Genomic DNA, 23,469 nt, shown 5'->3' with positions numbered 1-23,469 from the left:
GGGACGCCTCGTTGCCTCCCCGAGGACACCGGAACGCCTCGTTGCCTCCCCGAGGACACCGGAACGCCTCGTTGCCTCCGCGAGGTCGATCATCGACCCCGGGGAGGCAACGAGGGCAACCCCGAGCGGAGCGAGGGACGCGTCAGGAGAAGCTGGCCTGCACGACCCGCCCCCCGCCGGGGCGGGCGAAGCGGGAGCGGCGGAGGTCGCGGACGACGAACCCGCGGCTGATGAACCGGTCGGTCCCGTCGAAGCGGGGGGCGAACGGCGAACGGCCGTGCATGGCGCGCAGGTTGTCCAGCAGCAGCACGTCACCGGGTTCCAGCACGACGGCGTGCCGGTGGGCGAGGTAGACCTCCAGCACGCGCTCCAGCAGGGCCTGGGCGTGCTGGGTGATCCCGTGCATGAGGTCCTGGTCGACGAGCATCGTCGGGTCGTCGACGTCGCCGGACAGGATCGCGAACGGCCCACGGACCTCGCGGGTGTCGAGGAAGTCGGCAAAGGACTCGTCGACGAGCGTCGTCCACAGCGGCCGGAACAGTTCCAGGACGTCGGTCGGGTCGACGTGCTGCACCAGGTCCAGGGCCCGGAAGGCGTAGGTGGCGGCGTCGGCGTCACCGCGCAGGCAGCCGAGGACGACGTAGTCGGGGCGCAGCCCGGAGAAGCACTGCTCGGTGTGCGCCTCCAGCTCGACGCGCGATCCCTGGGACTGCTGGGTCGCGGCGAGCCTGGCGTTGGGGACCATGTCCTGCAGCAGGTGCCCGTGGCCCTCGGCGGCGTAGCCGACCACGTGGCCGAGCGCGTGGCTGACGATGGCCTGCTGGCGGGCCAGCAGGGTGCGGCCGCCGACGCCGCCGGTGTTGTCCGGCGGGGTGGGGGGCAGGTCGCCGACGTCGAGGCCGCGCAGGACCAGGACGCCGGAGTCGGACCCGCGCTCCTCGAAGGCCCACAACGTCTCGGTCACCTCGGCGGGCAGTTCCCGCGCCAGCAACCGGGCCTGCCGGCTGAAAGCGTCGGGCGCCGTGACGGGGTCGGCCGTGAGCCGGGCACCGAGGGCCGCCAGCGCGTCGCGCTCGGGGGCGGCCAGCTCGCGGAAGGTCGGCACGGCGGCCGAGGAGTCGAGGAACACCGAGGACACGAGCAGCTCCCATCGTCGACGCACTATGGATTTACACCGTAGCGCGTCGACGATGGGCAGTCTGCCTAGTTCACGGCCCCACTTCTGGACAGATTGTCAGCGCTTGATCATGCCGTGCGGGTCGATGACGAACTTCTGCGGGGCGCCGGCGTCGAACTTCGCGTACGCGTCGGGGGCCTCGTCCAGCGAGATGGGCGTCGCCCCGACGGCCTTGGCGATCTGCACCTTGTCGTGCAGGATCGCCATCATCAGGCCGCGGTGGTACTTCATGACCGGGCACTGGCCCGTCGTGAACGACAGCGACTTCGCCCACCCGGTGCCGAGGTCCAGCGACAGGGACCCCTTCTTGGCGGCCTCGTCGACCCCGCCCGGGTCACCCGTCACGTACAGGCCCGGGATGCCGAGCGCGCCACCGGCCGCGGTGAGCTCCATGAGGGAGTTCAGGACGGTCGCCGGCGCCTCGGTCGCCGAGCCGGACCCGTGCCCGCGCGCCTCGAAGCCGACCGCGTCGACGCCGCAGTCCACCTCCGGCACGCCGAGGATCTGCTCGACCTGGTCGCGCGGGTCGCCCTTGGACACGTCGACGGTCTCGCAGCCGAAGCTGCGGGCCCGCTCGAGCCGCTCGGCGTTGAGGTCGCCGACGATGACGACCGCTGCCCCCAGCAGCTGGGCCCCGACGGCGGCGGCCAGGCCGACCGGACCGGCCCCGGCCACGTAGACCGTGGACCCCACGCCCACGCCCGCGGTCACCGCGCCGTGGAAACCGGTCGGGAAGATGTCCGAGAGCATCGTCAGGTCGAGGATCTTCTCCATCGCCTGGTCCTTGTCGGGGAACTTCAGGCAGTTGAAGTCCGCGTACGGCACGAGGACGTACTCGGCCTGCCCACCGACCCAGCCACCCATGTCGACGTACCCGTACGCCGAACCCGGGCGGTCGGGGTTGACGTTCAGGCAGATGCCGGTCTTGCGCTCCTTGCAGTTGCGGCACCGACCGCAGGCGATGTTGAACGGCACCGACACGAGGTCGCCGACGGACAGGAACTCCACGTCCCGGCCGACCTCGACGACCTCACCGGTGATCTCGTGCCCCAGCACGAGGTTCGGCGGCGCGGTCGTGCGGCCGCGGACCATGTGCTGGTCCGAGCCGCAGATGTTGGTGGCGACCAGCTTGAGGATGACGCCGTGGTCGACCTTGCGGCCGACGTTGGCGGGGTTGACCCCCGGTCCGTCCTTCAGCTCGAACGTGGGGTAGTCGATGGTCTGCACCTCGACCTGGCCGGGGCCGAGGTAGGCGACGGCGCGGTTGCCGTGGGACGTGTCGGTCGTGGTCACGGACGCAACTCCCTCTCGCGGCGCCAGCTCCGGTGCCGGCGCGGTGATGCCCACCCAATCTGGTCGCGCCTTCCCGCGCAAGGGGACGGGGTCCCGGGCCGGCGGCGGGGGCCGACCGCGGTCGTGGGGCTCACCCACGACCACCGCGCGGACGACCCCTGCGACGCGCCCGGTACCGAGGTCGGCGCGCTGCCGCCGCCGGCGAGCGGGCCCGGCCCCGGCCCACCGCGACCACCGGCCACGTCTCAGCGCGGGCGTCGCGCGGCGCCGCGCAGCCCCCGGATCCCGATGACGGCGATGGCCGTCCCGAACGCCAGGCTCACGACGACCAGCACCAGGTGGACGAGGAAGAACGGCTGCGGGCCACCGTCGAACGAGCGAGGGTCGGACCAGATGTTGCGCAGGAAATTGGGCCAGATGAACCAGCTCCACGCGCCGAACAGGACGAGGAACCAGCTGACCGGCTTGGACATCACCACGAGATCACCACGGGTGCGATCCTGCCACCCGCGGCGGTGGGTCAGCCGCGCCGGACCCGCCGCAGCGCCGCGGCCGAGACCGCCCCCACCAGCAGCCCCGAGACGAACGGCACGCGCCGACGGCGTCCGGGCGCCGTGAAGCCGTCGGGCGCCTCCGGACCCAGCGGCACCGTCAGCCGCGCCTGCGCCATGAGGTCGGGGTTCAGGGACCCGCGGTCCTCGGCCCGGGTCGCAGCCCACGCCGCGGCCAGCAGCGCGAGGCGGGCGATGAGGTTCATGAGCACCAGCAGCACGACGAGAGTGACGGCAGAGCCCAGGACCGGGTTGCCCTCGGCGCTGCGCCTGGCGATCGTCGTGCCGAACTGCTTGAGCAGGCCGATGCCGATGCCCCCGAGCACGGCCCCCTGGATGAGGTCGCGCACCGGCACGTCCGCACCCGGCAGGAACCGGAAGACGGCCAGGAAGGTCGCGGTGTCGATGGCCAGGGACACGCCGATCCCCAGGACCCGCAGGGTCCACGACGACCAGGTGGACGGTTCGAAGCCGAGCAGGTCGAGCACGAAGTCCCCCGCCGCGTTCGTGGCGACCAGCGAGACGGCCGAGAGCAGGATGCCGAAGCCGATGATCACCATGCCGAGGAGGTCGCGCAGCCGGACGACGAGGAAGTTCCCGGCCCCGGTGTCCTCACCGAACACCGCCCGCACGCCCTGACGCAGACCGTCGACCCAGCCCAGCCCGGTGAACAACCCGGTGGCCAGGGAGACGAGGAGGGCGAAGGTGAGCTTGGACCCGCCGAGGAACTCGTCGACGTAGATGCCCTGAGCGTCCTCCCCCGCCGGCCCGACGGGCCGCGGCCCCTGGTTCACCAGCCCGGGTGCGTACTGGTTGATGCCGTCGACGAGGTTGCGCACCACCCAGTCCCGGACCTCCGGGACGCCGTTCATCACCAGGCCCAGCACCGTCAGCGACACCGTCACCGCCGGGATGAGGGAGAAGAAGGCGAAGTAGGCGATCCCGCCGGCCAGGACGTTCCCCCGCGCCTGTCCGTACCGCTGGTACGCCCGCAGCGGCAGCGACCGTTGGACGGTGCTCACCGCGCTCTTGGCCTGGTCCACGGCGCCGCTCACTGCGAGGGCTCCCCTCTCACTGCTGGAAGGTGAAGTCCTCCCGTGGCCGCCAGACGCCGTCGGCGCCGTGCTCGTAGAGGCTGAACCCCTTCACGGTGAAGGTCGCCTCCCAGTCCCGCAACACGAGCTCGGCCCGGTCCAGCGCGGACTCGTCGACGTCGTGGGCCACCGTGACGTGCGGGTGGTACGGGAAGGTGATCTGCGCGGCCAGCGGCCCGGTGCGGACGGCGGCCTGCAGCAGCTCGCACTGGGAGATGCCGCGGACGAGCTGGACGAACACGACCGGCGAGACGGGCCGGAACGTCGCGGTGCCGCGCAGGTGCACGTCGAAGGGCGCGCCGGCGGCCGCCGTCGCCTCGAGGTGGTCGCGGGCCGCCGGGAGTGCCCCGGGAGCCAGCGGGAACGGCGGCAGCAGGGTGATGTGCGGCGGGATCGCGTGGGCGAGGGGGTCGCCGAACTCCTCCCGCCACGCCGTCAGCTCGGCGGCGTGCGGGTCGGGGACGGGGATGGAGACCCCGATGGTCCGGGGCTGCGCGGAGGGTTCCCCGCTCACCGGCGTGCGACCAGTCCGACCCGGTCGTGCACCTCGGCGAGCGTCTGCTCGGCGATCTCGTTCGCGCGGGCGGCGCCGCGGGCGAGCAGCTCGTCCAGGGCGCCGGGGTCGGCCATGAGCTCCTGGGCGCGGGCGCGGACCGGGGAGAGGGCGTCGGTGACGACCTCGGCGAGCTCCTTCTTGAGGTCCCCGTACCCGCGGCCGGCGAAGTCGGCCTCGAGCTGGGCGATCGAGCGGCCCGAGAGCGCCGAGTGGATGGACAGCAGGTTGGACACGCCCGCCTTCTCCACGGGGTCGAAGAGCACCTCGCGGCCGGTGTCGGTGACGGCCGAGCGGATCTTCTTCGCGGTCACCTTCGGGTCGTCCATGACGTCGACGATGCCGTTCGGCGAGGAGGACGACTTGCTCATCTTCGCCGTCGGGTCCTGCAGGTCGTAGATCTTCGCCGTCTCCTTCGGGATGAACGGCTCGGGCACGACGAAGGTCTGACCGAAGCGGGAGTTGAAGCGCTGGGCGAGGTTGCGGGTCAGCTCCAGGTGCTGGCGCTGGTCCTCCCCGACCGGGACCTCGGCGGCCTGGTAGAGCAGGATGTCGGCGGCCATGAGGACGGGGTAGGTGAACAGCCCGACGGTCGTGGACTCCGAGCCCTGCTTGGCCGACTTGTCCTTGAACTGCGTCATGCGGCCGGCCTCGCCGAAGCCCGTCAGGCACGACAGCACCCACGCGAGCTGCGCGTGCGCGGGCACGTGGCTCTGCGCGAAGAGGGCCGAGCGCTCGGGGTCGATGCCCGCGGCGACGTACTGCGCGGCGGTCCAGCGGGTGCGCTCGCGCAGCTCGGCCGGGTCCGGGGAGACGGTGAGGGCGTGCAGGTCGACGACGCAGTAGAGCGCGTCGTGGGTCTCCTGCAGCGCCACCCACTGCTTCAGGGCGCCGAGGTAGTTGCCGAGGTGCAGCGAACCGGACGTGGGCTGCATGCCGGACAGCAGCCGCGGGCGCGTCCCCGCGCTCGTCCCCGTCGCCGTCGTCTCGGTGCTGCTCTCCGCCATGTCTCCATCCTGCCAGCAGCCGGGCGCGCTCCGTCGCGGTGCCCCGTGTGCGGTTCTGTCCGGTTCTGGTTGACTCTGAGCCACGAGGCGGCCATGCTCGTCCGGTGCTGGCCCACCAGCGGCAGGAGCTGATCCTCGACGCCGTCCGCGCCCACGGCGGCGTGCGCGTGACCGACCTCGTCGAGCGGCTCGGCGTCTCGGAGATGACCGTCCGCCGGGACATCGCCGAGCTGTCCCGCCAGGGCCTCGTCGCCCGCGTCCACGGCGGCGCCGCCGCGCTCGGCCGGTCCAGCGAGGAACCGGGTTTCGCGGCCAAGGCGACCCTGCGCACCGCGGCCAAGGAAGCCGTGGCCCGCGCGGCCGCCCGCCTCGCCGACGCCGGGGCCTCCGTCGCGCTGTCGGCCGGGACGACGACGGTCGCGGTCGCCACGCAGCTGCGCGGGGTGCCGGACCTCACCGTCGTCACGAACTCCCCCCGCGTGGCCGACCTCCTGCACGAGCCCGGGTCGGGCCGCACGGTCGTCCTCACCGGCGGGGTGCGGACCCCGTCGGACGCGCTCGTCGGCCCGGTCACCCACGCCGGGCTGGCCGGCCTGCACGTCGACGTCCTCTTCCTCGGCGTCCACGGCCTGGACCTGCGCGCGGGGCTGACGACGCCGAACCTGCTGGAGGCCGAGACGAACCGGGCGCTCATGGCGTGCGCGGCCCGCGTCGTCGTCGTGGCCGACGCCTCCAAGCTCGGGGTCATCGGCCTGGCCTCCTTCTCCCCCCTGCGGGACGTCGACGTCCTCGTCACCGACGACGCCCTGGCCCCCGAGGACCGCACCGCCCTCGCCGAGCACGTCGGCGAACTCGTCGTCGCCACCACCAGCCCCCCGCACGACCCGGAGGACCACCCGTGACCGAACCCTCGCAGCACGCGTTCCGCAAGACGTCGACCCGGATGGCCGACGGCCGCGAACTCGTCCACTTCGACGACACCGAACCCTGGTTGTCCGGCGGGCGCGTCCGCGACGCGGTCGACCACCGGCCCCTGCCACCGGCGGAGGAGACCGTGCGCGGCGGGTCGCAGGTCCGCTTCGACCCGCTGACGGGCGACTGGATCGCGATGGCCTCCCACCGCAACGACCGCACCCTCATGCCACCACCGGACCAGGACCCGCTGGCCCCCACCGTGCCCGGGGGGTTCCCCACCGAGATCGCCGACTCCAGCTACGACGTCGTCGCCTTCGAGAACCGGTTCCCGTCGTTCTCGAACCGCATCGGCGGCGAGGCCGGGTTCGTCGACGGTGAGGAGCTGTGGCCGACGAGACCCGCCGCCGGGCGCTGCGAGGTCGTCTGCTTCACCTCCGACACGCACGGGTCCTTCGCGACCCTGAGCCCGACCCGGGCCCGCACGGTGCTCGAGGCGTGGATCGACCGGACCGAGGAGATCGGCGCCACCGAGGGCGTCGAGCAGGTGTTCGTGTTCGAGAACCGCGGCGCCGAGATCGGCGTCACGCTGCCGCACCCGCACGGTCAGATCTACGGCTACCCGTACGTGACGCCCAAGACGGCGACCATGCTGCGCCGTGCCCGTGAGCACCGGGAAGCCACGGGCCGCAACCTGTTCCGGGACGTGCTGGACGCCGAACGCCGCGCCGGGCACCGCGTCGTGCTCGAGACCGAGCACTTCACCGCCTACGTCCCGGCCGCCGCGCGCTGGCCCGTCGAGGTCCACCTGGCCCCGCACCGCGACGTCCCGGACCTGCCCGCCCTGACGGAGGCCGAGCGCGCCGACCTCGTCGGCGCCTACCTGGACCTGCTGGGCCGGCTGGACCGCTACTACCCCGACGAGCACCCGCTGCCCTACATCGCGGGCTGGTTCCAGGCCCCCGTCCGCGAGGGCCGGGACGAGTTCCGCCTGCACCTGCAGGTGTTCTCGGTCCTGCGGGGCCCGGGGAAGGTGAAGTACCTCGCCGGCTCGGAGTCGGCGATGGCGGCCTGGATCAACGACACGACACCTGAGAAGGTGGCGGCCCGACTGCGCGAGGTTTCCCGATGAGCACCCCCGGCACCGAGTTCTTCCACGCCCCCGACCGCGCGGGGACCGCGCAGGCGCTGGCCCGGGAGTTCCGCACCGCGTACGGCACCGACCCCGAGGGGGTGTGGTCGGCCCCGGGCCGGGTCAACCTCATCGGCGAGCACGTGGACTACACCGGCGGCCTCTGCCTGCCGCTGGCGCTGCCGCACCGGACGTTCGTCGCGCTGCACCCGCGCACCGACGGCGTCGTCCGCGTCCGCTCGCTGCAGGAACCCTCCGGTGAGGTGGAGGTCCCGCTGGCCGAGGTCGGTCCCGGGTCCCCCGCCGGCTGGGCCGCCTACGTCGCGGGGGTGCCGTGGGCGATGCAGCACGACGGGTTCGAGGGTCTGGCCCTGTCCGGGGGTTTCGACGCCCTCGTCGACGGCCACGTCCCGTACGGATCGGGCCTGTCGTCCTCGGCGGCGCTGGAGTGCGCCGTCGCGGTCGCGCTGGGTGAACTCGTGGAGCTGCCCCTCGACGACACCGGCCGCGCCGGGCTCGCGAGCGCCTGCCAGCGCGCCGAGAACGTCGTCGCGGGCGCGAACACCGGTGGCATGGACCAGGCCGCGTCGCTGCGCTGCCGCGAGGGCGGGGCGATCCTGCTCGACACCGACGACGACTCGGTGACGCAGGTCGCGCTCGACCTCGCCGGGGCCGGGCTCGCGCTGCTCGTCGTGGACACCCGCGCCGAGCACTCCCACGCCGGCGGGGAGTACGGCAAGCGGCGCGCGGACGTCGAACGCGCCGCGGAGGTGCTCGAGGTCCCGAACCTGCGGGCCGTGGACCCCGCCGACCTCGACTCCGTGCTCGAGCGCGTGGGCGCCGGGCCGGACGGGGACGTGCTGGTCCGCCGGGTCCGGCACGCCGTCACCGAGATCGACCGGGTCCGGCGCACCGCCGACCTCCTGCGGGCCGGGCGAGCGGGTGAGGTCGGGCCGCTGCTCGACGCCTCGCACGACTCCCTGCGCGAGGACTACGAGGTCTCCTGCACCGAGCTCGACCTCACGGTCGACACCGCGCGGGCGCACGGGGCGCTCGGCGCCCGGATGACGGGTGGCGGGTTCGGCGGGTCGGCGATCGCCCTCGTCGCCGCCGAGCGCGTCGAGGAGGTCGCGGTCGCGGTCGCCGCCGCCTTCGCCGAGCGGGGCCTGCGCGCCCCCCGGTTCCTGTCCGCCCTGCCCTCGGAAGGCGCCGCCCGCGACCTCTGACACCGGCTCCACGGAGGAACGGTGTCTTCCGCGGCAGGTCGGGCGCCGTTCAGGGTGGGTTCACCGGACGGCGGGGCGGGACCGCGAGCCTGCTCGGGTGCTCGGGTACGTGGTGCTGGGGGTCCTCGCGTCGGTCGGGGTGGTCGCCGGGACGTGGCGTCGGCACCGCGCGCTGTGGCGGGCCGAGCAGGCCCGGTCGCGGCGCTGGCTCCTGGCGCACGCCGTCGACCCCGGCCCGCCGCCGCCCGACCCGCCCGCGTGGCGCCTCGTGCTCACCCCGGACCTGTCGCCCGCCGGGACCTTCACCCGTGACGTGGCACCAGACCGTGCGCGTGCGCGTACGCGACGGCCTGCGCCCGGTCGCGCGAGCCGGTCTTGGCGAACAGGTGGTTGACGTGCGTCTTGACGGTCGCGACGGAGACGAACAGTTCCCGCGCGATCTCCTGGTTGGACGACCCGCGGGCGATGAGGCGCAGCACCTCGGCCTCGCGCTCGGTGAGACCGTCCGGGAGCTCGACCGGCGGCGGGGGCACCGGGGTGCCCGCGGCCCGCAGGAGCCGGGCCTGCACGTCGGCGTCGAGCACGACCTGGCGTGAGACCGCCGCCTGCAGCGCGCGGGCGATGTCGGCCCGCCCGGCGCTCTTGGTGAGGTAGCCGCGCGCACCCGCCTGCAGCGCACCGAGGATCGAGGCGTCGTCGGCGTACGTCGTGAGGACGACCACGGCCGTCTGCGGGTGCTCCGCGCTCACCCGGCGGGTGGCCTCGACGCCGTCGACGCCGGGCATCCCGAGGTCCATGAGGACGACGTCGGGGGCGAGGTCGGCCACGCGCGCGACGGCCTGCGCCCCGTCGCCGGCGGTGCCGACGACCTCGAACTCCGGCATGAGGTCCAGCAGGGCCACGAGACCGTCGCGGACGATCGTCTGGTCGTCGGCCACGAGCACGCGCAGCACGTCCGGGGCGGTCACGGACGGATCCTGCCGCACCGGCCCGTTCACGCCGGCACCCGGGCGGTGACGCGCCAGCCCGCCCCGTGCGGGCCCGCCGCGAGCGAGCCCCCGGCCAGTTCCAGGCGTTCGCGCAGCCCGGCCAGACCGTAGCCGCCGTCGACCGTGCGCAGCGCGGCGGCCGCGGAGGTGGTGCACCGGGTCCCGGTGTCGGTGACGACGAGCTCGGTGTCGGTGTCCCGGTAGCTCAGCTCGACGGCGACGGGTGAGCCGGGAGCGTGCTTGCCCGCGTTGACGACCGCTTCCTGCGCGGTCCGGAGCAGGGCCACCTCCCCCGCTCCCAGCGGCCGCGGTCGGCCCGCCACGCGCAGGCTCACCTCCGTCCCGCTCCCCCCCGCCCCCGCGGCCAGCGCGGCGAGGGAGTCCGGCAGCGGCGGGGTGTCCACCCGCAGCGCGTGCACGGCGCGGCGGGTGTCCTCCAGCCCGGCCGTGGCGAGGTCGTGGGCGGTCCGGACGCGCTGCCGCACGGCCGCCCGCGCGCCGGCGTCGAGGTCCCCGTCGCCCGACAACAGGGCGTCGGCCACCTCCAGCTGGATCGCGAGCCCGCCCAGGGAGTGGGCCAGGACGTCGTGGACCTCCCGCGCGATGCGCGACCGCTCGGCCAGCGCCGCGCCCCGTGCCTGCTCGGTGAGCAGCCGGCGGGACTGCTCCTCGCGCTCGCGGCGCGTGGCGCGCAGCACCCCGACGAGGACGGCGGACAGCAGGCCCGCCGGGTAGCCCAGCACGGCCGACCACGACGTGACGCCGGCGGCGAGCAGGCCGAGCTGCACCCCGGCGGTCCCGGCGAGGAACACGGCGAGGCCGCCCGCGATCCCGGCGTCCCGGCCCGCGGCGACGGCGGCGATCACGGCGAGCGCGAACACCCAGCCGACCTCGGTGCGGGCTGCGACGAACGAGGCGCCGCAGGCGACGACGGCCAGGAGCGTGACCACCGCGACGCGCCGCCGCCCGGGGAGGGCTCCCGGGCGGCGCGTCGACAGCGGGTCGAGGACCGTCCACGCCACCCAGGCGGCCGCCACGACCAGGAGCACCGGCCACCACGGCAGGACCGCTCGCCCCCACGGGAGCGGCAGCAGCACCATCGCGACGAGCAGCTCGACGAGGCGCAACGGCACGGTCGTGCGTCGCCACTCGTGGCGCAGGCGTTCCACTCCTCGCTCCGGCACGTCCGGAACCCTAGGCCGCGTCCCGCGGCCCGTCGTCGACCCCGGGCACGAGGGCGGCTCCACCCGCTCTCCACCCGGGACCGACCCGCGGGCCGATCCGGACGGGGGTGCCCCCGGCGCAGGGTGGTCGCCGTGACCACCCTCGTCCCCGTCCTCGCCGCCCTCGTCGTCGTCGCGCTCCTCGTGGTCCGCCGGGCCCGGCCCCGCCCCGTGGCCGAGGAGTCCTCCCGCACGCCACTGGTCCTGGTCGTCGTGGGGTTGTTCCTGCTGCACGACGTCGTCCTGGACGCCCCCGCGGCCGCGTTCCTCGTCCTCACCGGGTGCGTCGCCCTCGGACTGGGCGCCGCCCGCGGGGCCCTGGTCCGGGTGGGGCACGCCGGCGGCCGGCTCGTGACGAGCTGGGGCCCGGCCTGCTTCGGGCTCATGGCCCTGCTCGTCGCGGCGCGCCTCGGCCTGGACGCCGGCGCCGTGTCCCTGGGCGTGGCCTCGCACACCGTCGGGCGGTCGGTGCTGTTGGCCCTCGGGTTCAGCCTGCTCGCCGAGTCCGCGGTCGTCGCGGTCCGCACGGGCCGCCCGCTCGCCGTCCGCTGAAACTCACACGTCCATGCGCTGCAACCGGACCGCCGACAACGCCACTGCGACCACCGTGGTCCCGACCAGGACCACGGCCGCTCCGGGCACTCCGAGGGAGGACACCGTGCCGAGCGGGACGTCGCCGGGGATCGCGAGCGAGGCGACCCGGCGGCCGTAGGAGCCGATCGAGAGCCCGCGCAGCGCCGGGGCCAGCCCGGCCAGGAACGTCTCCCACAGCACGACGTACGCGAGCCCGGCCAGCAGCCCGCGACGGGTCAGCAGCGACAGCAGCACGAACACGGCGCAGTACGCCCCCGCCGTGAGGACGGTCGCGAGCGCGACCCCGCCGACGACCCGGCCCGCGGGCTGGTTCACCGAGACGCCCAGCACCGCGCACGCCACCGCGGCGGGCAGCACCACGACCACCGTGGCGGTCCACGCCGCCGCGAACCGCGCGAGCGCGGTGTGCCAGCGGGGCCGGGCCACGGCCCGCAGCAGCGGCAGCGTGCGGGCGTCGCGCTCGTCGCCGAACGCCCCGATGGCCAGGACGAGGGCGACGATCGGCACGACGAGCCCGGTCAGGAGGTTGCCAGTGAACGTGTTCTGCACGCCGTACCGGCTGGGCACGCTCGTGATGGCGATGACGACGCCGACGACGACCGCCACGGCCAGCGGCAACGCCGCGAAACCCGCCGTCCGGCCGCGGAACAGGATCCCCCGCAACGAGAACCCGTAGAGGGTGGTGCTCATCGTCCCGCTCCCCTCGCCGCCCGCACCAGGTGGGCGAACACGCTCTCCAGGTCCTCCCCGACACCCTCGACGCGCCGCAGCGTCGTCCCGCAGGTGCGCGCCAGGCGCGGCACGGCCTCGGCGAGGGCGACGGCCCGCGGGGCCTCGACGAGGACGCCGGGCCGGCCGCCGCCCTCGCGCCGGACCGACTCCACGAGCCCTTCGGCCAGCAGGGTGCCCGCCAGTTCCAGCACGCGCTCACCCTCCAGCCGCACGGTGCGCGGCCGGTCGACGAGCAGTTCGCGGATGCCGGCCGGTTCGCCCTCGGCGACGAGCCGGCCGTTGACGACGACGAGGACCCGCTGGGCCATCCGCTCGACCTCGGACAGGACGTGCGAACTCACCAGGACCGTCCGCCCCTCCCGGCCCAGCGCGGCGAGCAGGTCCACGTCGGCGCGCCGCTGGGCCGGGTCGAGCCCGTTGAGCGGCTCGTCGAGCAGCAGCACCTGCGGGTCGTGGACGAGGGCCTGGGCGAGCTTGACCCGCTGGCGCATGCCCTTGGAGAACCCGCCGACGCGGCGGTCCACGGCGGCGGTGAGCCCGACCCGGTCCAGGACGGCGGCCGCGGCGCGCCGGTGGTCGGCGACCCCGCGCTGGCGGGCGAGGAACTCGACCTGCGTGCGGGCCGTGGCGTGCGCCCACGTCGCCTCGCCGTCGGCCACGATCCCCAGGCCCCGGTGCACGGCGGGGTCGGCGTGCGGGTCGAGGCCGAGCACCCGCACCGTGCCCTGGCTGGGACGCGTCGCCCCGGCCAGCAGTTGCAGGGCCGTGGACTTCCCGGCCCCGTTGTGCCCCAGCAGCCCCGTCACCCCCGCTTCGAGGGCGAAACCCACGTCCGAGAGCGCGACGGTGTCGGCGAACCACTTGCTGACCCCGGTCAGCTCGACGGTGCTCACGCGTCGCCCCCCTTCGCGTACCGGCCGGCCAGGACGCCGAACCCCCCGACGACGACCACCCCCCACACGAGCCAGGCCAGGGCGCCCGGGTTCCCGAGCCCGCCGCCGATGAACGTCGTGGCGAGCCGGACGGGACCGCTGGAGGGGTCCAGCGAGAGGGGCCAGTCGGCGCCCGTGACGGCCGCGACGACCCCGGTCAGGGCCGGGCCGACGAGCACGACCGCGAGGTAGCCGCCGACGGCGAACACCCGTTTCGCGGTGAGGGACCCGATGGCCAGCGCCAGCGCCGCGTGGAACAGCACCACGAGCGCGGCGGCCCCCACGATGCGCGGCAGGTCGCCGACGTTGTCGGTGAACCAGGTGCCGGGGGCGTCGGCCGTCGCGATGGACCCGACGAACAGCACGAGCATCGGCCCGAGCACGATGAGGGCCAGCAGCGCGACCGCGGCGAGCACGACCCCCGCGACGTACTCGGCCCACGACAGCGCCGTGGCGAAGTACAGCGACAGGACGCGGTCGCGCCGGTCGCGGGTGAGCATCGACGGGATCGACGTCGCGACGAACGCGAGCAGCACGACCGAGTTCGTCGTCAGCAGTTGCGGGTAGCCGATGAGGTCCGTCGGCTGCACCTGCACCGCCGGTACGAGCAGCGGGACGGCCACGACCGCGAGCGCCGGCAGGTAGGCCGCGGCCAGCAGCAGGAACGGCCAGACCTTGGCACCGGCGCTGCGGCGCAGACCGAGCGGGCGACGGATCCCGCTCGCCACGAAGGACCCGACGGCCGCACGGCGGGGCCGCAACCGCCCGGCGAACCGGGAGTAGCGGATGTCGTGCAGGACGGCGCGCGGGGAGTTCTGGTCGGTCACCGGGTTCCTCCCGCCATCGCGTCGACGACGACGTCCTCGAGCCCGCGGGCCGCGGGGGCGAGCCGCTCGACCCCCACCCCCCGTTCGGCGGCGAGGTCGCGGACGGCGTCCAGAGCGGCGTCCAGGCTGGCGCTCAGGCCGATGTCCCCGGCGGCCGTGGGGGTCAGCGACACCCCGAACGGCGCGACCCGCGGTTCCAGCGCCGCGGCGAACGCGCCGACGTCACCGTTCACGCGCAGTTCCGCCGGGCCCGAGGGGTCGTGGCCGACGAGGACGGCGCGCTGGGCGGCGAGGGTCCCCGAGCGCAGGACGACGACCTCGTCGCAGGTGCGTTCGATGTCGTCGAGGACGTGGGAACTGGCGACGACGCGGATGCCGAGCTCGGTGGACAGCCGGCGGACGATCGCGAGCATCTCCTCCCGGCCCGCCGGGTCCAGCCCCGAGGTGGGTTCGTCGAGGAGGACGACGTCGGGTCCGTGGACGAGGGCCTGGGCGAGCTTCGTGCGCTGCTGCATCCCGAGGGAGTAGCTGCCGACGGGGCGGCGGCGTTCCTCCTCCAGCCCCACCGCGAACAGCACCTCGCTGGTGCGGCGCACCGCGTCCCGGTGGCCGAGCCCGCGCATCCGGGCGAGGGAGACGCAGACGTCCTGGGCCGACATGTCGTTCGGCAGGCACGGGTGCTCGGGCATGAAACCCACCCGGCGCCGCACCTCGGAGCGTCCGCGGACGGTGTCCAGGCCGAGGATCCGCACGCTGCCGCGGTCGGGCCGGGTCAGGCCCAGCGCCGTGCGCAGCAGCGTCGACTTCCCCGCGCCGTTGGCGCCGAGCAGGCCGGTCGCGGGCGCGTCGAGCGACATCGTCAGACCGTCGAGCGCCTGCACCGCGCCGAAGCGCTTGGCGACGTCGACGCACTCGAGGACCGGGGGTCTCAACCCGTCAGCTCCATCCACGCGACCATCAGAGCACTCCCGGCTGCCGGGGGCGTCCCTCCTTCGACGCGCGGCGCGTCCGTCCTTCGGGAACCATCGCGGTGTGACCACACCCACCCGAGCAGCGGTCGACGTCGTGGTCGTGGGGTCCGGTTCCGGCGGGAAGATGGTCGCCCAGCAGCTGGCGGGGGCCGGCCGCCGCGTCGTGCTCGTCGAGCGCGGGTACGTCGGCGGTTTCTGCCCGTTCCTGGCCTGCGTCCCGGCCAAGTCCCTCCTGCTGTCGGCGCGCGCCGAGCTGTCCTGGGTGGCCGCCCGCGCGGTCCGGGACGAGGCCGCCTCCCACCGCGACGACTCCGGGGCCGCCGCGCAGCTCAGCGGGGACGGGGTGGAGGTGGTCCGCGGCAGTGCGACCCGCGTCGCCCCGGGGGTGGTGGAGGTCGACCTGCACTCCGGCGGCCACCGGGTGGTGGAGGCCGCGCACGTCGTCGTCGGCACGGGCAGCGCCTCGGTCCGCCCGCCCCTGCCCGGTCTCGACGGTGCCGCGACGTGGACGTCGGAGGAGGCGCTGTCCGCCGCGGACCTGCCGGACCGGCTCGTCGTCCTCGGCGGCGGTCCCGTGGCCGTGGAGCTCGCGCAGGCGTACCGGGGTCTGGGCAGCGAGGTCACCCTCGTGCAACGCGGTCCGCACCTCCTCTCGCGCGAACCGTCGTGGGTCGGCGGCGTGCTGGCCGACGCGCTGACCGCGGACGGCGTGGACGTGCGGACCGGGGATCCGGCGGTCGAGGTCGTGGACGGGGGGTTGCGGTTGGAGTCCGGGGCCGTGCTCGGCTTCGACCGGTTGCTGCTGGCGACGGGCCGCGCACCGGTCACCGGCGGGTTCGGGTTTCCCGACGACTGGCTCACCGAGGCCGGGGCGCTGCGCACCGACGCCCGGTGCCGCGTCGTCGGCGACGATGGCCCGGTCGAGGGGCTGTTCGCCGTGGGCGACGTCACGGGCGTCTCCGACTACACCCACACCGCCAACCACCAGGCCCGCACCGTCGTCGCCGAACTGCTGGGCCGCGGCCGGGACGCGGACTACTCCGCGATCCCCCGCGCCGTCTACACCGACCCGACCGTGTTCTGCGTCGGCGCCACCTCCGGTGCCCGGTCGGCCCGGTTCGAGGTCCGGCAGGTCGAGCGCGCGGACCTGGTCGAGCTGTCGCGCCGCCGCGAGGTCACCGGGGCCGTGGAACTGTTCGTCGACGACGCGGGAGTTCTCGTGGGGGCCGCGTGCGTGGGCCCGGACGCCGACTCCTGGGGTGCCGAGCTCGCCCTCGCCGTGCGAGCCCGCCTCGACGTGGACCTCCTGTGGCACCACGTGCGGGCGTTCCCCACGTGGTCGGAGGCGATCTTCCCCGCGCTGGAGGAGTTGCACGGGGCGTCTGCACCCTGACCGTCGTCGCGTGGAACCGGTACGTCCCGCCCCTCCCGGACGTCGCGAACGGGTCGGGACGTACCGGTCGGGCTGTGCGGCGGTCGCCGGTCAGGCGGAGTAGACCGCCACGACCGGGGCGTGGTCGGAGAACCGCTCGGCGTAGCTGGGGGCGCGGTCGGTCTCGACCGTCCGCACCCGCTGCGCGAGCCCCGGGGTCACGAGCTGGTAGTCGATGCGCCAGCCGGTGTCGTTGTCGAACGCCTGCCCGCGCCAGGACCACCAGGCGAAGGGTCCGTCGACGTCGCCGGCGACCGTCCGCTGGGTGTCGACCCAGCCGAGCTCGTCGAACCAGTGGTCGAGGTGGGCGCGTTCGTCCTCGAGGAAACCCGCCTTGCCGCGGTTGCCCTTCCAGTTCTTGATGTCGCGCTGGGTGTGCCCGATGTTCAGGTCGCCGGCGACGAGGGCCTCGCGGCCGGTGTCCCGCGCGGCCTCGCCGAGTTCGGCCAGCCGCACGTCCATCGCGTCGAGGAACCGGTACTTGTCGTCCTGCTGCGGGGTGCCGACCTCACCGGAGTGCACGTAGGCGCTGACGAACGTCATCGGGCCCACGGCCGTGTCGACGTCGACCTCCACCCAGCGGCCGGAGGTCTCGAAGTGCGGGTCGTGGGCGAACCCGATCCGCACGGCCGAGAACTCCGCCTTCGCCGCGACGGCGACCCCGGCGCGGCCCTTCGCGGCGGCCTCGGTGTGCGCGACGTGGACGTACCCCGGCAGCGCCTTGCGCAGTTCGGCGTCCGGGGCGCGGACCTCCTGCAGCAGCAGGACGTCGGGGTCGCGGCCGTCGAGCCACGGTTGCATCCCGCGGCGGACGGCGGCGCGCACGCCGTTGACGTTCACGGTCGCGACGGTCAGCTTCTCCTGCGTCCTGGCCACGCGCCGGACGCTACCCGACCCCCCGGACGGGGGGCCGGGGGGCGGGTCAGCGCAGGCCCGCGGCGCGTTCGGCGGACTCCACGACGTTCGTCAGCAGCAACGCGCGCGTCATGGGCCCCACACCGCCGGGGTTGGGTGCCATGAACCCCGCGACCTCGGCCACGTCGAGGGCGACGTCACCGGTGAGCTCGTTCTTGCCCGTGGCCTCGTCGAACACCCGCGAGACGCCGACGTCGAGCACCGCGGCACCCGGTTTGACGTCCTGGCGCGTCACGATCCCGGGAACCCCCGCGGCGGCGACGATCACGTCGGCCCGCCGCAGGTGCTCGGACAGGTCCTTCGTCCCCGTGTGGCACAACGTGACCGTGGCGTTCGGGTGGCGCCGGGTGAGCAGCAGGCCGATCGGCCGGCCCACCGTCACCCCGCGCCCGACGACGACGACCTCGGCCCCGTCGAGCGGGACGTCGTGCCGCAGCAGCAGGTCGATGACCCCGCGCGGCGTGCACGGCAGCGGGGAGGTGATCTCCTCGCGCACCCGCAGCACGAGGCGCCCCAGGTTCGTCGGGTGCAGCCCGTCGGCGTCCTTGTCGGGCGCGACAGCCTCCAGCACGCGGTTCGCGTCGATCCCCGACGGCAGCGGGAGCTGGACGATGAACCCGGTGCAGGCGGGGTCAGCGTTGAGCCGGTCGATCTCGGACTCGATCTCGGCCTGCGTCGCCGTGGCGGGCAGCTCGACGCGGATCGACTCGATCCCCACCTCGGCGCAGTCGCGGTGCTTGCCGCGCACGTAGCTGGCCGACCCCGGGTCCTCCCCCACGAGCACCGTGCCGAGGCCGGGGACGACGCCCTTCGCGCGCAGCGCGGTCACGCGCTCGGTGAGGTCGGCCTTCACCGCCGCGGCGGCGGCCCTGCCGTCGAGGACGACCGCGCTCACCGGACACCGCCGTTCGAGGGGTACAGCGGGAACTGCGCCGTCAGCTTCGCGACGCGGGCGCGCAGGGCGTCCGCGTCGAACTCCGGCTTGAGCGCCTGGGCGATGACGTCGGCGACCTCGCTGAACTCGGCCGCGCCGAAACCGCGGGTGGCCAGGGCCGGGGTCCCGATGCGCAGACCGGAGGTGACCATCGGCGGGCGCGGGTCGAACGGGACGGCGTTGCGGTTCACCGTGATGCCGACCTCGTGCAGGCGGTCCTCGGCCTGCTTCCCGTCGAGCTTGCTGTCGCGCAGGTCGACCAGGACGAGGTGGACGTCGGTGCCGCCGGTGAGGACGGACACGCCGGCCTCGGCGACGTCGGGTGCGGTGAGGCGCTCGGCGACGATCTGCGCGCCCTCGAGGGTGCGGCGCTGGCGCTCGGCGAACTCCTCCGAGCCGGCCACCTTGAACGCGACGGCCTTGGCGGCGACGACGTGCATGAGCGGGCCGCCCTGCTGGCCCGGGAACACCGCCGAGTCGACCTTCTTGGCGAACTCCTCGCGGGTGAGGATGAGACCCGAGCGCGGCCCGGCGAGCGTCTTGTGGACCGTGGAGGTCACGACGTGCGCGTGCGGGACGGGCGAGGGGTGCAGGCCCGCGGCGACGAGGCCGGCGAAGTGGGCCATGTCGACCATGAGGTGCGCGCCGACCTCGTCGGCGATCTCGCGGAACGCGGCGAAGTCGAGCTGGCGGGGGTAGGCCGACCAGCCGGCGATGACGAGCTTGGGCCGGGCCTGCAGCGCCGTGGCGCGCACGACGTCCATGTCGACGCGGAACGTCTGCGGGTCCACGCCGTAGGACGACACGTCGTACATGCGCCCGGAGAAGTTGATCTTCATGCCGTGCGTGAGGTGGCCGCCGTGGGCCAGCTCCAGGCCCAGGATCCCGTCGCCGCCGCGGATGAAGGCGTGCATCGCGGCCGCGTTGGCGGAGGCGCCCGAGTGCGGCTGGACGTTGGCGTGCTCGGCGCCGAACAGGGCCTTGGCCCGGTCGCGGGCCAGCTCCTCGGCCACGTCGACGTGCTCGCAGCCGCCGTAGTAGCGCTTGCCGGGGTAGCCCTCGGCGTACTTGTTCGTCAGGACCGACCCCTGGGCCTCCAGGACCGAGCGCGGCGCGAAGTTCTCGCTCGCGATCATCTCGAGGGTGTCGCGCTGACGGCCGAGCTCGGCGTCGAGGACGGCGGCGATCTCGGGGTCCACCTCGGAGAGGGGACGGTCGGTGACACCGGACGTGCCGGTGCTGGGGGTGGACTGGACGTCGGTCACGGTCGCTCCTCGTGCGGCGGGCGGTGGTGGCGACGCGGAGCCCAGGCGGACGACCCCGTGAACGGCGGACCCCGACGCGCGGGACCCGTTGCCGCTCCCCGGTGGTGACCCACCTCCGACGCCAGTCGCGGCGCGCCCAGGCTAGCCCAGAGGAGGGCCGGCGGGCGATGCCACCGGCTCGGTCACCGGACGATGGCCGCGTCCAGGACGGTGCGCATCTTGGCCCCGGTCTCGGCGACCTCGGCGCCGGGGTCGGAACCGTCGACGATCCCAGCCCCGGCGAAGATCCGCAGCGTGCGGCGCTGCACCTCCGCGCACCGGACGGCGACCACCCACTCCCCGTCGCCGTGCACGTCCTGCCAGCCGACCGCCCCGGCGTAGCAGCCGCGGTCCAGGCCCTCGACCTCGCGGATCACCTCCAGCGCGGCGCGGCGCGGCGAACCGCCGACGGCCGGGGTCGGGTGCAGCGCCGCGACGAGGTCGACGGAGGTGGTGTCGGTGTCGCTGAGCAGCGCGCTGATGCGCGTCGCGAGGTGCCAGACCGCGGGGGTCGCCACGAGCTCGGGCTCGGGGGCGTTCACGGTGCGGCAGAACGGGGCCAGCGCCTCGACGACGGCCTCGACGACGAAGCGGTGCTCGCGGCGGTCCTTGTCGGAGGACATGAGGGCGTCCGCGCGCCGCATGTCCTCGTCCGGCTCCGGCGAGCGCGGGATGGAGCCGGCCAGCGGTCGCAGCAGCACGCTCGGCCCGCGGCGGCGCAGCAGCAGCTCCGGGCTCGCGCCCACGAGCCAGCGGGCGCCGGCGTCGGCCGGGTCGTCGAGGGGGACGGCGAGCGCCGTCGCGGTCGGGTTGCGGCTGACGAGCTCGGCGAGCAGGTCCGGCACCGACCAGTCGTCCAGGGCCTCCAGCTGCAGGGTGCGGGCCAGGACGACCTTCTGCACGTCACCGGCGCGGATGCGCGCGAGGGCGGCGCGGACGGCGGCGGCGTACCCCTCGGGGGCGGGGGCGGGGCGGCTGCGGGCGACGGTGGCGCGGCGGACCGGGCCGGCCAGCGGCACCACCAGGGGTCCGGGGATCGTCTCGGCGGGCCCGAGCCGCAGGGCCCCCGGGGTGGACAGGTCAAAGGGGACCGCGCCCGCGGCGATGACGCCGGGCTCGGCGCCGTCGAGGGCGGCGGTGGTGCGCCGCAGCTGCTCCAGACCGGACCCGCCGGGCACGAGGGGGCGCGGACCGGTCTGCACGAGGGTCGCCTTCTCCCCGGAGAACACGGTGGCGCCCGCGCGCACGGCCAGCGCTACCGCTTCGGGTTCTGCCACGGCGCCACCCTAGGCTTCCCGGTGTGAGCACGCGCCCGAGGGTCCTGACCCTGTCCTGCCCCGACCGTCCCGGCATCGTCCACGCCGTGACGGGAGCCCTCGTCGCGCTCGACGCGAACATCACCGAGAGCCAGCAGTACGGCGACCCGGACACGGGGCTGTTCACCATGCGGGTCGCCTTCGACGCGACCGCGAGCGAGGAGGCGCTGCGCGCGAACCTCGAGGTCGTGGCCCACCGCTTCGACCTGGTGTGGACGCTGTCGGCGGCCGACGAGCCGCTGCCGACGCTGGTGATGTGCTCCCGGCAGGGCCACTGCCTCAACGACCTGCTGTTCCGGCACCGCTCGGGGCACCTGCCCGTCGACGTCCGGGCCGTCGTGTCCAACCACACCGACCTGGCGCCGCTGGCGCAGTTCTACGGCATCCCCTTCGTCCACGTGCCCGTCACGACGGGCGACGCGGCGTCGAAGGCGGCGGCCGAGGCCCGGCTGCTCGAACTCGTCGACGAGCACGGCGCCGAGCTCGTCGTCCTCGCGCGGTACATGCAGGTGCTCTCGGACGACCTGTGCCGCAGCCTGTCCGGGCGCGCCATCAACATCCACCACTCGTTCCTGCCGAGCTTCAAGGGCGCTCGCCCCTACCACCAGGCGCACGCGCGTGGGGTGAAGATCATCGGCGCGACGGCGCACTACGTGACGGGTGACCTCGACGAGGGGCCGATCATCGAGCAGGAGATCGAGCGCGTCGACCACCGCGCGACGGCGTCCGAGCTCGTGCGCCTGGGGCAGGACGTCGAGGCGCGGACGCTGGCCCGGGCCGTGCGCTGGCACGCCGAGCAGCGGGTGCTGCTCGACGGGAACCGGACCGTCGTCTTCCGCTGACCTGCGTCGCCGCTCGCGGGCCCGGGGTCCGGATCGTCGTCCCCGGGGCCGCCTCAGGGGCGGCGACCGCCGAAGCGGAACGGGATCGGGATGCCCCCGAGGCAGCAGAACCCCTGCACCTGCAGCGGGGACAGCAGCACCGCCGCCCGGTGGCAGGCGAGGAACCGCGCCGCGCTCGGCAGGACGGCCCGCACGACGCCGCGACGGTGCACCTCCCCCCGCACGGCGCCCGAGCAGGAGTCCCCGCCGTGGGCCAGGCGGTGCGCGCACGACCACCCCTTCCGCGGCGAGAGCCGCTGCTGGTACCCGGCGATGGCGGCCTCGACGACGCGGGCGGCGGGACTCCTCATCGCCTCACGCTAGGCACGGGCCGGGCCTACAGCCACCCGCGGCGCTTGAAGACGACGTACAGCGTGAGGCTCAGGCCCAGCATGAGCAGCAGCGCCAGCGGGTACCCGAACCTCCACGCGAGTTCCGGCACGTGCCGGAAGTTCATGCCGTAGACGCCGCCGACGAGGCTGGGCGCGAAGAGGATCGCCGCCCAGGAGGAGATCTTCTTGACCTCCTCGCTCTGGGCGAAGCTGGCCTCGGTCATGGCCTTCATCTCCTCGTTCTGCCGCTGCCCCACGAGGGTCGCGTTGACGGTGAGGATGTCGCGCAGCTGGTTGCGGTAGTTCTCGATGCGCTCGACGGCCACGGTGACGTGGTCGGCGACGTCGCGCAGGTAGCGCTGCAGCTCCTCGTCGACGCGGTACTTCTGGAACCCGCCGGTGAGCCCGGCGAGGATCGGCGTCAGCGGCGTGACGGCCCGCTGGAAGTCCACGACCTCCTGGGACAGCTCGTAGATGCGCCGCGAGACGGTCGGGTCGCCGGTGAAGACCTGCGTCTCGATCTCGTCGATGTCGTTCTCCAGGCCCTTCAGGACCGGCCCGTACCCGTCGACCACGGCGTCGAGGATGGCGTAGAGGATCGCCTCGGTGCCCAGCCGCAGCAGGTCGGGGTCGGCCTCCAGCCGCTTGCGCACCTCGGCCAGGCTCGGGGACTCGGCGTGCCGCACGGTGAGGACGAAGTCGGCGCCGATGAACAGGTGCAGCTCACCGAACTCCACCTCCTCGGTCTCGTCGACGTACCGGGCGGCGCGCAGCACGACGAACAACGTGGAGCCGTAGCGTTCGAGCTTGGGCCGCTGGTGGGCCAGCACCGCGTCCTCGACGGCCAGCTCGTGCAGGCCGAACTCGGCGGCGAGGGAGTTCAGCTCCTCCTCGGCGGGGCGGTAGAGGCCCATCCACGCGACGCGCCCCTCCTCCTGACGCAGCGCGGCGACGGTGCTCACGAGGTCGCCGGGCGAGACGACCCGGTGCCCGCCGGCGTAGACGCCGCTGTCGACGAGGCTGCTGCCCCGGGCGGCCGCCACCGCGGGGATCGCCCCGTCCTGGGCGAGGTTGCGGGAGGGGGCCATCCCGCGACGCCCCCTCGACGGCAGCGGGAGACGACGTCGGGGCACGGGGGAACC

General features: G+C 74.5%; 24 protein-coding genes. 6 read left to right on the top strand and 18 right to left on the bottom strand.

What is annotated here, in order from left to right; translation table 11 throughout:
* Nucleotides 1-142: 142 nt before the first annotated feature.
* From AB2L28_RS11025 to trpS, 6 genes are all read right to left on the bottom strand, one after another.
* The gene (locus tag AB2L28_RS11025) at nt 143-1,162 is read right to left on the bottom strand and encodes a TauD/TfdA family dioxygenase (protein ID WP_370718778.1); all 1,020 of its coding nucleotides are present in this window, start codon (nt 1,160-1,162) and stop codon (nt 143-145) included.
* Between the two features lie 72 nt (nt 1,163-1,234).
* Nucleotides 1,235-2,470 (bottom strand): formaldehyde dehydrogenase, glutathione-independent, encoded by a 1,236-nt coding sequence (fdhA, locus tag AB2L28_RS11020; RefSeq protein ID WP_370718777.1) that lies wholly within the window; start codon nt 2,468-2,470, stop codon nt 1,235-1,237.
* A gap of 245 nt (nt 2,471-2,715) precedes the next feature.
* The gene (locus AB2L28_RS11015) at nt 2,716-2,943 is read right to left on the bottom strand and encodes an SCO4848 family membrane protein (protein WP_370718776.1); all 228 of its coding nucleotides are present in this window, start codon (nt 2,941-2,943) and stop codon (nt 2,716-2,718) included.
* Nucleotides 2,944-2,990: 47 nt separating this feature from the next.
* Nucleotides 2,991-4,076, bottom strand: coding sequence for a YihY/virulence factor BrkB family protein (locus AB2L28_RS11010; protein ID WP_370718775.1), 1,086 nt, complete (start codon nt 4,074-4,076; stop codon nt 2,991-2,993).
* A gap of 16 nt (nt 4,077-4,092) precedes the next feature.
* Nucleotides 4,093-4,629, bottom strand: coding sequence for a 2'-5' RNA ligase family protein (locus AB2L28_RS11005; RefSeq protein ID WP_370718774.1), 537 nt, complete (start codon nt 4,627-4,629; stop codon nt 4,093-4,095).
* On the bottom strand, nt 4,626-5,675 hold the full coding sequence (gene trpS, locus AB2L28_RS11000) for a tryptophan--tRNA ligase (protein ID WP_370718773.1): 1,050 nt from the start codon (nt 5,673-5,675) through the stop codon (nt 4,626-4,628). Before trpS ends, AB2L28_RS11005 begins: the two co-directional genes overlap by 4 nt.
* A 104-nt stretch (nt 5,676-5,779) precedes the next feature.
* Between trpS and AB2L28_RS10995 the strand changes: the two genes are divergently transcribed.
* From AB2L28_RS10995 to galK, 3 genes are read left to right on the top strand one after another with little or no spacing between them, the layout of a single operon-like run.
* The gene (locus AB2L28_RS10995) at nt 5,780-6,577 is read left to right on the top strand and encodes a DeoR/GlpR family DNA-binding transcription regulator (protein ID WP_370718772.1); all 798 of its coding nucleotides are present in this window, start codon (nt 5,780-5,782) and stop codon (nt 6,575-6,577) included.
* 41 nt (nt 6,578-6,618) lie between these two features.
* The gene (gene galT / locus AB2L28_RS10990) at nt 6,619-7,719 is read left to right on the top strand and encodes a galactose-1-phosphate uridylyltransferase (protein WP_370718854.1); all 1,101 of its coding nucleotides are present in this window, start codon (nt 6,619-6,621) and stop codon (nt 7,717-7,719) included.
* Entirely contained in the window at nt 7,716-8,945 is a 1,230-nt protein-coding gene (galK, locus tag AB2L28_RS10985; RefSeq protein WP_370718771.1) for a galactokinase, read from the top strand. The genes galT and galK overlap by 4 nt, the downstream gene beginning before the upstream one ends.
* Nucleotides 8,946-9,247: 302 nt before the next feature.
* On the opposite strand, the gene AB2L28_RS10980 is transcribed toward galK, so the two are convergent.
* Together AB2L28_RS10980 and AB2L28_RS10975 are read right to left on the bottom strand one after the other, a co-directional pair.
* Nucleotides 9,248-9,913, bottom strand: coding sequence for a response regulator (locus tag AB2L28_RS10980; RefSeq protein ID WP_370718770.1), 666 nt, complete (start codon nt 9,911-9,913; stop codon nt 9,248-9,250).
* Nucleotides 9,914-9,939: 26 nt separating this feature from the next.
* Nucleotides 9,940-11,118: a sensor histidine kinase gene (locus AB2L28_RS10975; protein ID WP_370718769.1), complete on the bottom strand. Its 1,179-nt coding sequence runs from the start codon at nt 11,116-11,118 to the stop codon at nt 9,940-9,942.
* Nucleotides 11,119-11,250: 132 nt separating this feature from the next.
* Between AB2L28_RS10975 and AB2L28_RS10970 the strand changes: the two genes are divergently transcribed.
* On the top strand, nt 11,251-11,709 hold the full coding sequence (locus AB2L28_RS10970; RefSeq protein WP_370718768.1) for a hypothetical protein: 459 nt from the start codon (nt 11,251-11,253) through the stop codon (nt 11,707-11,709).
* A gap of 3 nt (nt 11,710-11,712) precedes the next feature.
* Here the strand turns inward: AB2L28_RS10970 and AB2L28_RS10965 are convergent, their stop codons facing one another.
* From AB2L28_RS10965 to AB2L28_RS10950, 4 genes are read right to left on the bottom strand one after another with little or no spacing between them, the layout of a single operon-like run.
* A complete protein-coding gene (locus AB2L28_RS10965; protein WP_370718767.1) occupies nt 11,713-12,441 on the bottom strand; it encodes an ABC transporter permease subunit in 729 nt (242 codons plus the stop codon).
* Entirely contained in the window at nt 12,438-13,376 is a 939-nt protein-coding gene (locus AB2L28_RS10960; RefSeq protein WP_370718766.1) for an ABC transporter ATP-binding protein, read from the bottom strand. The genes AB2L28_RS10965 and AB2L28_RS10960 overlap by 4 nt, the downstream gene beginning before the upstream one ends.
* Nucleotides 13,373-14,242, bottom strand: coding sequence for a hypothetical protein (locus AB2L28_RS10955; protein ID WP_370718765.1), 870 nt, complete (start codon nt 14,240-14,242; stop codon nt 13,373-13,375). The genes AB2L28_RS10960 and AB2L28_RS10955 overlap by 4 nt, the downstream gene beginning before the upstream one ends.
* Nucleotides 14,239-15,192 (bottom strand): ABC transporter ATP-binding protein, encoded by a 954-nt coding sequence (locus AB2L28_RS10950; protein WP_370718764.1) that lies wholly within the window; start codon nt 15,190-15,192, stop codon nt 14,239-14,241. Before AB2L28_RS10950 ends, AB2L28_RS10955 begins: the two co-directional genes overlap by 4 nt.
* An 82-nt stretch (nt 15,193-15,274) precedes the next feature.
* Here AB2L28_RS10950 and AB2L28_RS10945 point away from each other — a divergent pair, with 82 nt between their 5' ends.
* Nucleotides 15,275-16,606 (top strand): dihydrolipoyl dehydrogenase family protein, encoded by a 1,332-nt coding sequence (locus AB2L28_RS10945; protein ID WP_370718763.1) that lies wholly within the window; start codon nt 15,275-15,277, stop codon nt 16,604-16,606.
* A gap of 90 nt (nt 16,607-16,696) precedes the next feature.
* Here the strand turns inward: AB2L28_RS10945 and AB2L28_RS10940 are convergent, their stop codons facing one another.
* The 4 genes from AB2L28_RS10940 to AB2L28_RS10925 form a co-directional block, all read right to left on the bottom strand.
* The gene (locus AB2L28_RS10940) at nt 16,697-17,521 is read right to left on the bottom strand and encodes an exodeoxyribonuclease III (protein ID WP_370718762.1); all 825 of its coding nucleotides are present in this window, start codon (nt 17,519-17,521) and stop codon (nt 16,697-16,699) included.
* Between the two features lie 46 nt (nt 17,522-17,567).
* On the bottom strand, nt 17,568-18,455 hold the full coding sequence (locus AB2L28_RS10935; RefSeq protein ID WP_370718761.1) for a bifunctional methylenetetrahydrofolate dehydrogenase/methenyltetrahydrofolate cyclohydrolase: 888 nt from the start codon (nt 18,453-18,455) through the stop codon (nt 17,568-17,570).
* Nucleotides 18,452-19,759, bottom strand: coding sequence for a serine hydroxymethyltransferase (glyA, locus tag AB2L28_RS10930; protein ID WP_370718760.1), 1,308 nt, complete (start codon nt 19,757-19,759; stop codon nt 18,452-18,454). The genes AB2L28_RS10935 and glyA overlap by 4 nt, the downstream gene beginning before the upstream one ends.
* A 182-nt stretch (nt 19,760-19,941) precedes the next feature.
* Nucleotides 19,942-21,075: an isochorismate synthase gene (locus tag AB2L28_RS10925; protein ID WP_370718759.1), complete on the bottom strand. Its 1,134-nt coding sequence runs from the start codon at nt 21,073-21,075 to the stop codon at nt 19,942-19,944.
* 23 nt (nt 21,076-21,098) lie between these two features.
* Between AB2L28_RS10925 and purU the strand changes: the two genes are divergently transcribed.
* Nucleotides 21,099-21,956, top strand: coding sequence for a formyltetrahydrofolate deformylase (gene purU / locus AB2L28_RS10920; RefSeq protein ID WP_370718758.1), 858 nt, complete (start codon nt 21,099-21,101; stop codon nt 21,954-21,956).
* 53 nt (nt 21,957-22,009) lie between these two features.
* Here purU and yidD read toward each other — a convergent pair whose 3' ends face one another.
* Both yidD and corA read right to left on the bottom strand, forming a co-directional pair.
* Nucleotides 22,010-22,306: a membrane protein insertion efficiency factor YidD gene (yidD, locus tag AB2L28_RS10915; protein WP_370718757.1), complete on the bottom strand. Its 297-nt coding sequence runs from the start codon at nt 22,304-22,306 to the stop codon at nt 22,010-22,012.
* A gap of 26 nt (nt 22,307-22,332) precedes the next feature.
* Nucleotides 22,333-23,415: a magnesium/cobalt transporter CorA gene (corA, locus tag AB2L28_RS10910; RefSeq protein WP_370718853.1), complete on the bottom strand. Its 1,083-nt coding sequence runs from the start codon at nt 23,413-23,415 to the stop codon at nt 22,333-22,335.
* Nucleotides 23,416-23,469: the final 54 nt, after the last annotated feature.

Source organism: Kineococcus mangrovi (assembly GCF_041320705.1).
GTDB lineage: Bacteria > Actinomycetota > Actinomycetes > Actinomycetales > Kineococcaceae > Kineococcus > Kineococcus mangrovi.
Note: the sequence above shows the minus strand (reverse complement) of the source record. Positions and strands in the feature narration are given on the sequence as shown.

Coding starts and splice junctions, on each gene's coding strand:
- galK (WP_370718771.1), top strand. CDS start 7,716: ATGAGCACCCCCGGCACCGAGTTCTTCCACGCCCCCGACCGCGCGGGG.
- galT (WP_370718854.1), top strand. CDS start 6,619: ATGGCCGACGGCCGCGAACTCGTCCACTTCGACGACACCGAACCCTGG.
- yidD (WP_370718757.1), bottom strand. CDS start 22,306: ATGAGGAGTCCCGCCGCCCGCGTCGTCGAGGCCGCCATCGCCGGGTAC.
- trpS (WP_370718773.1), bottom strand. CDS start 5,675: ATGGCGGAGAGCAGCACCGAGACGACGGCGACGGGGACGAGCGCGGGG.
- corA (WP_370718853.1), bottom strand. CDS start 23,415: ATGGCCCCCTCCCGCAACCTCGCCCAGGACGGGGCGATCCCCGCGGTG.
- AB2L28_RS11015 (WP_370718776.1), bottom strand. CDS start 2,943: ATGTCCAAGCCGGTCAGCTGGTTCCTCGTCCTGTTCGGCGCGTGGAGC.
- AB2L28_RS10965 (WP_370718767.1), bottom strand. CDS start 12,441: ATGAGCACCACCCTCTACGGGTTCTCGTTGCGGGGGATCCTGTTCCGC.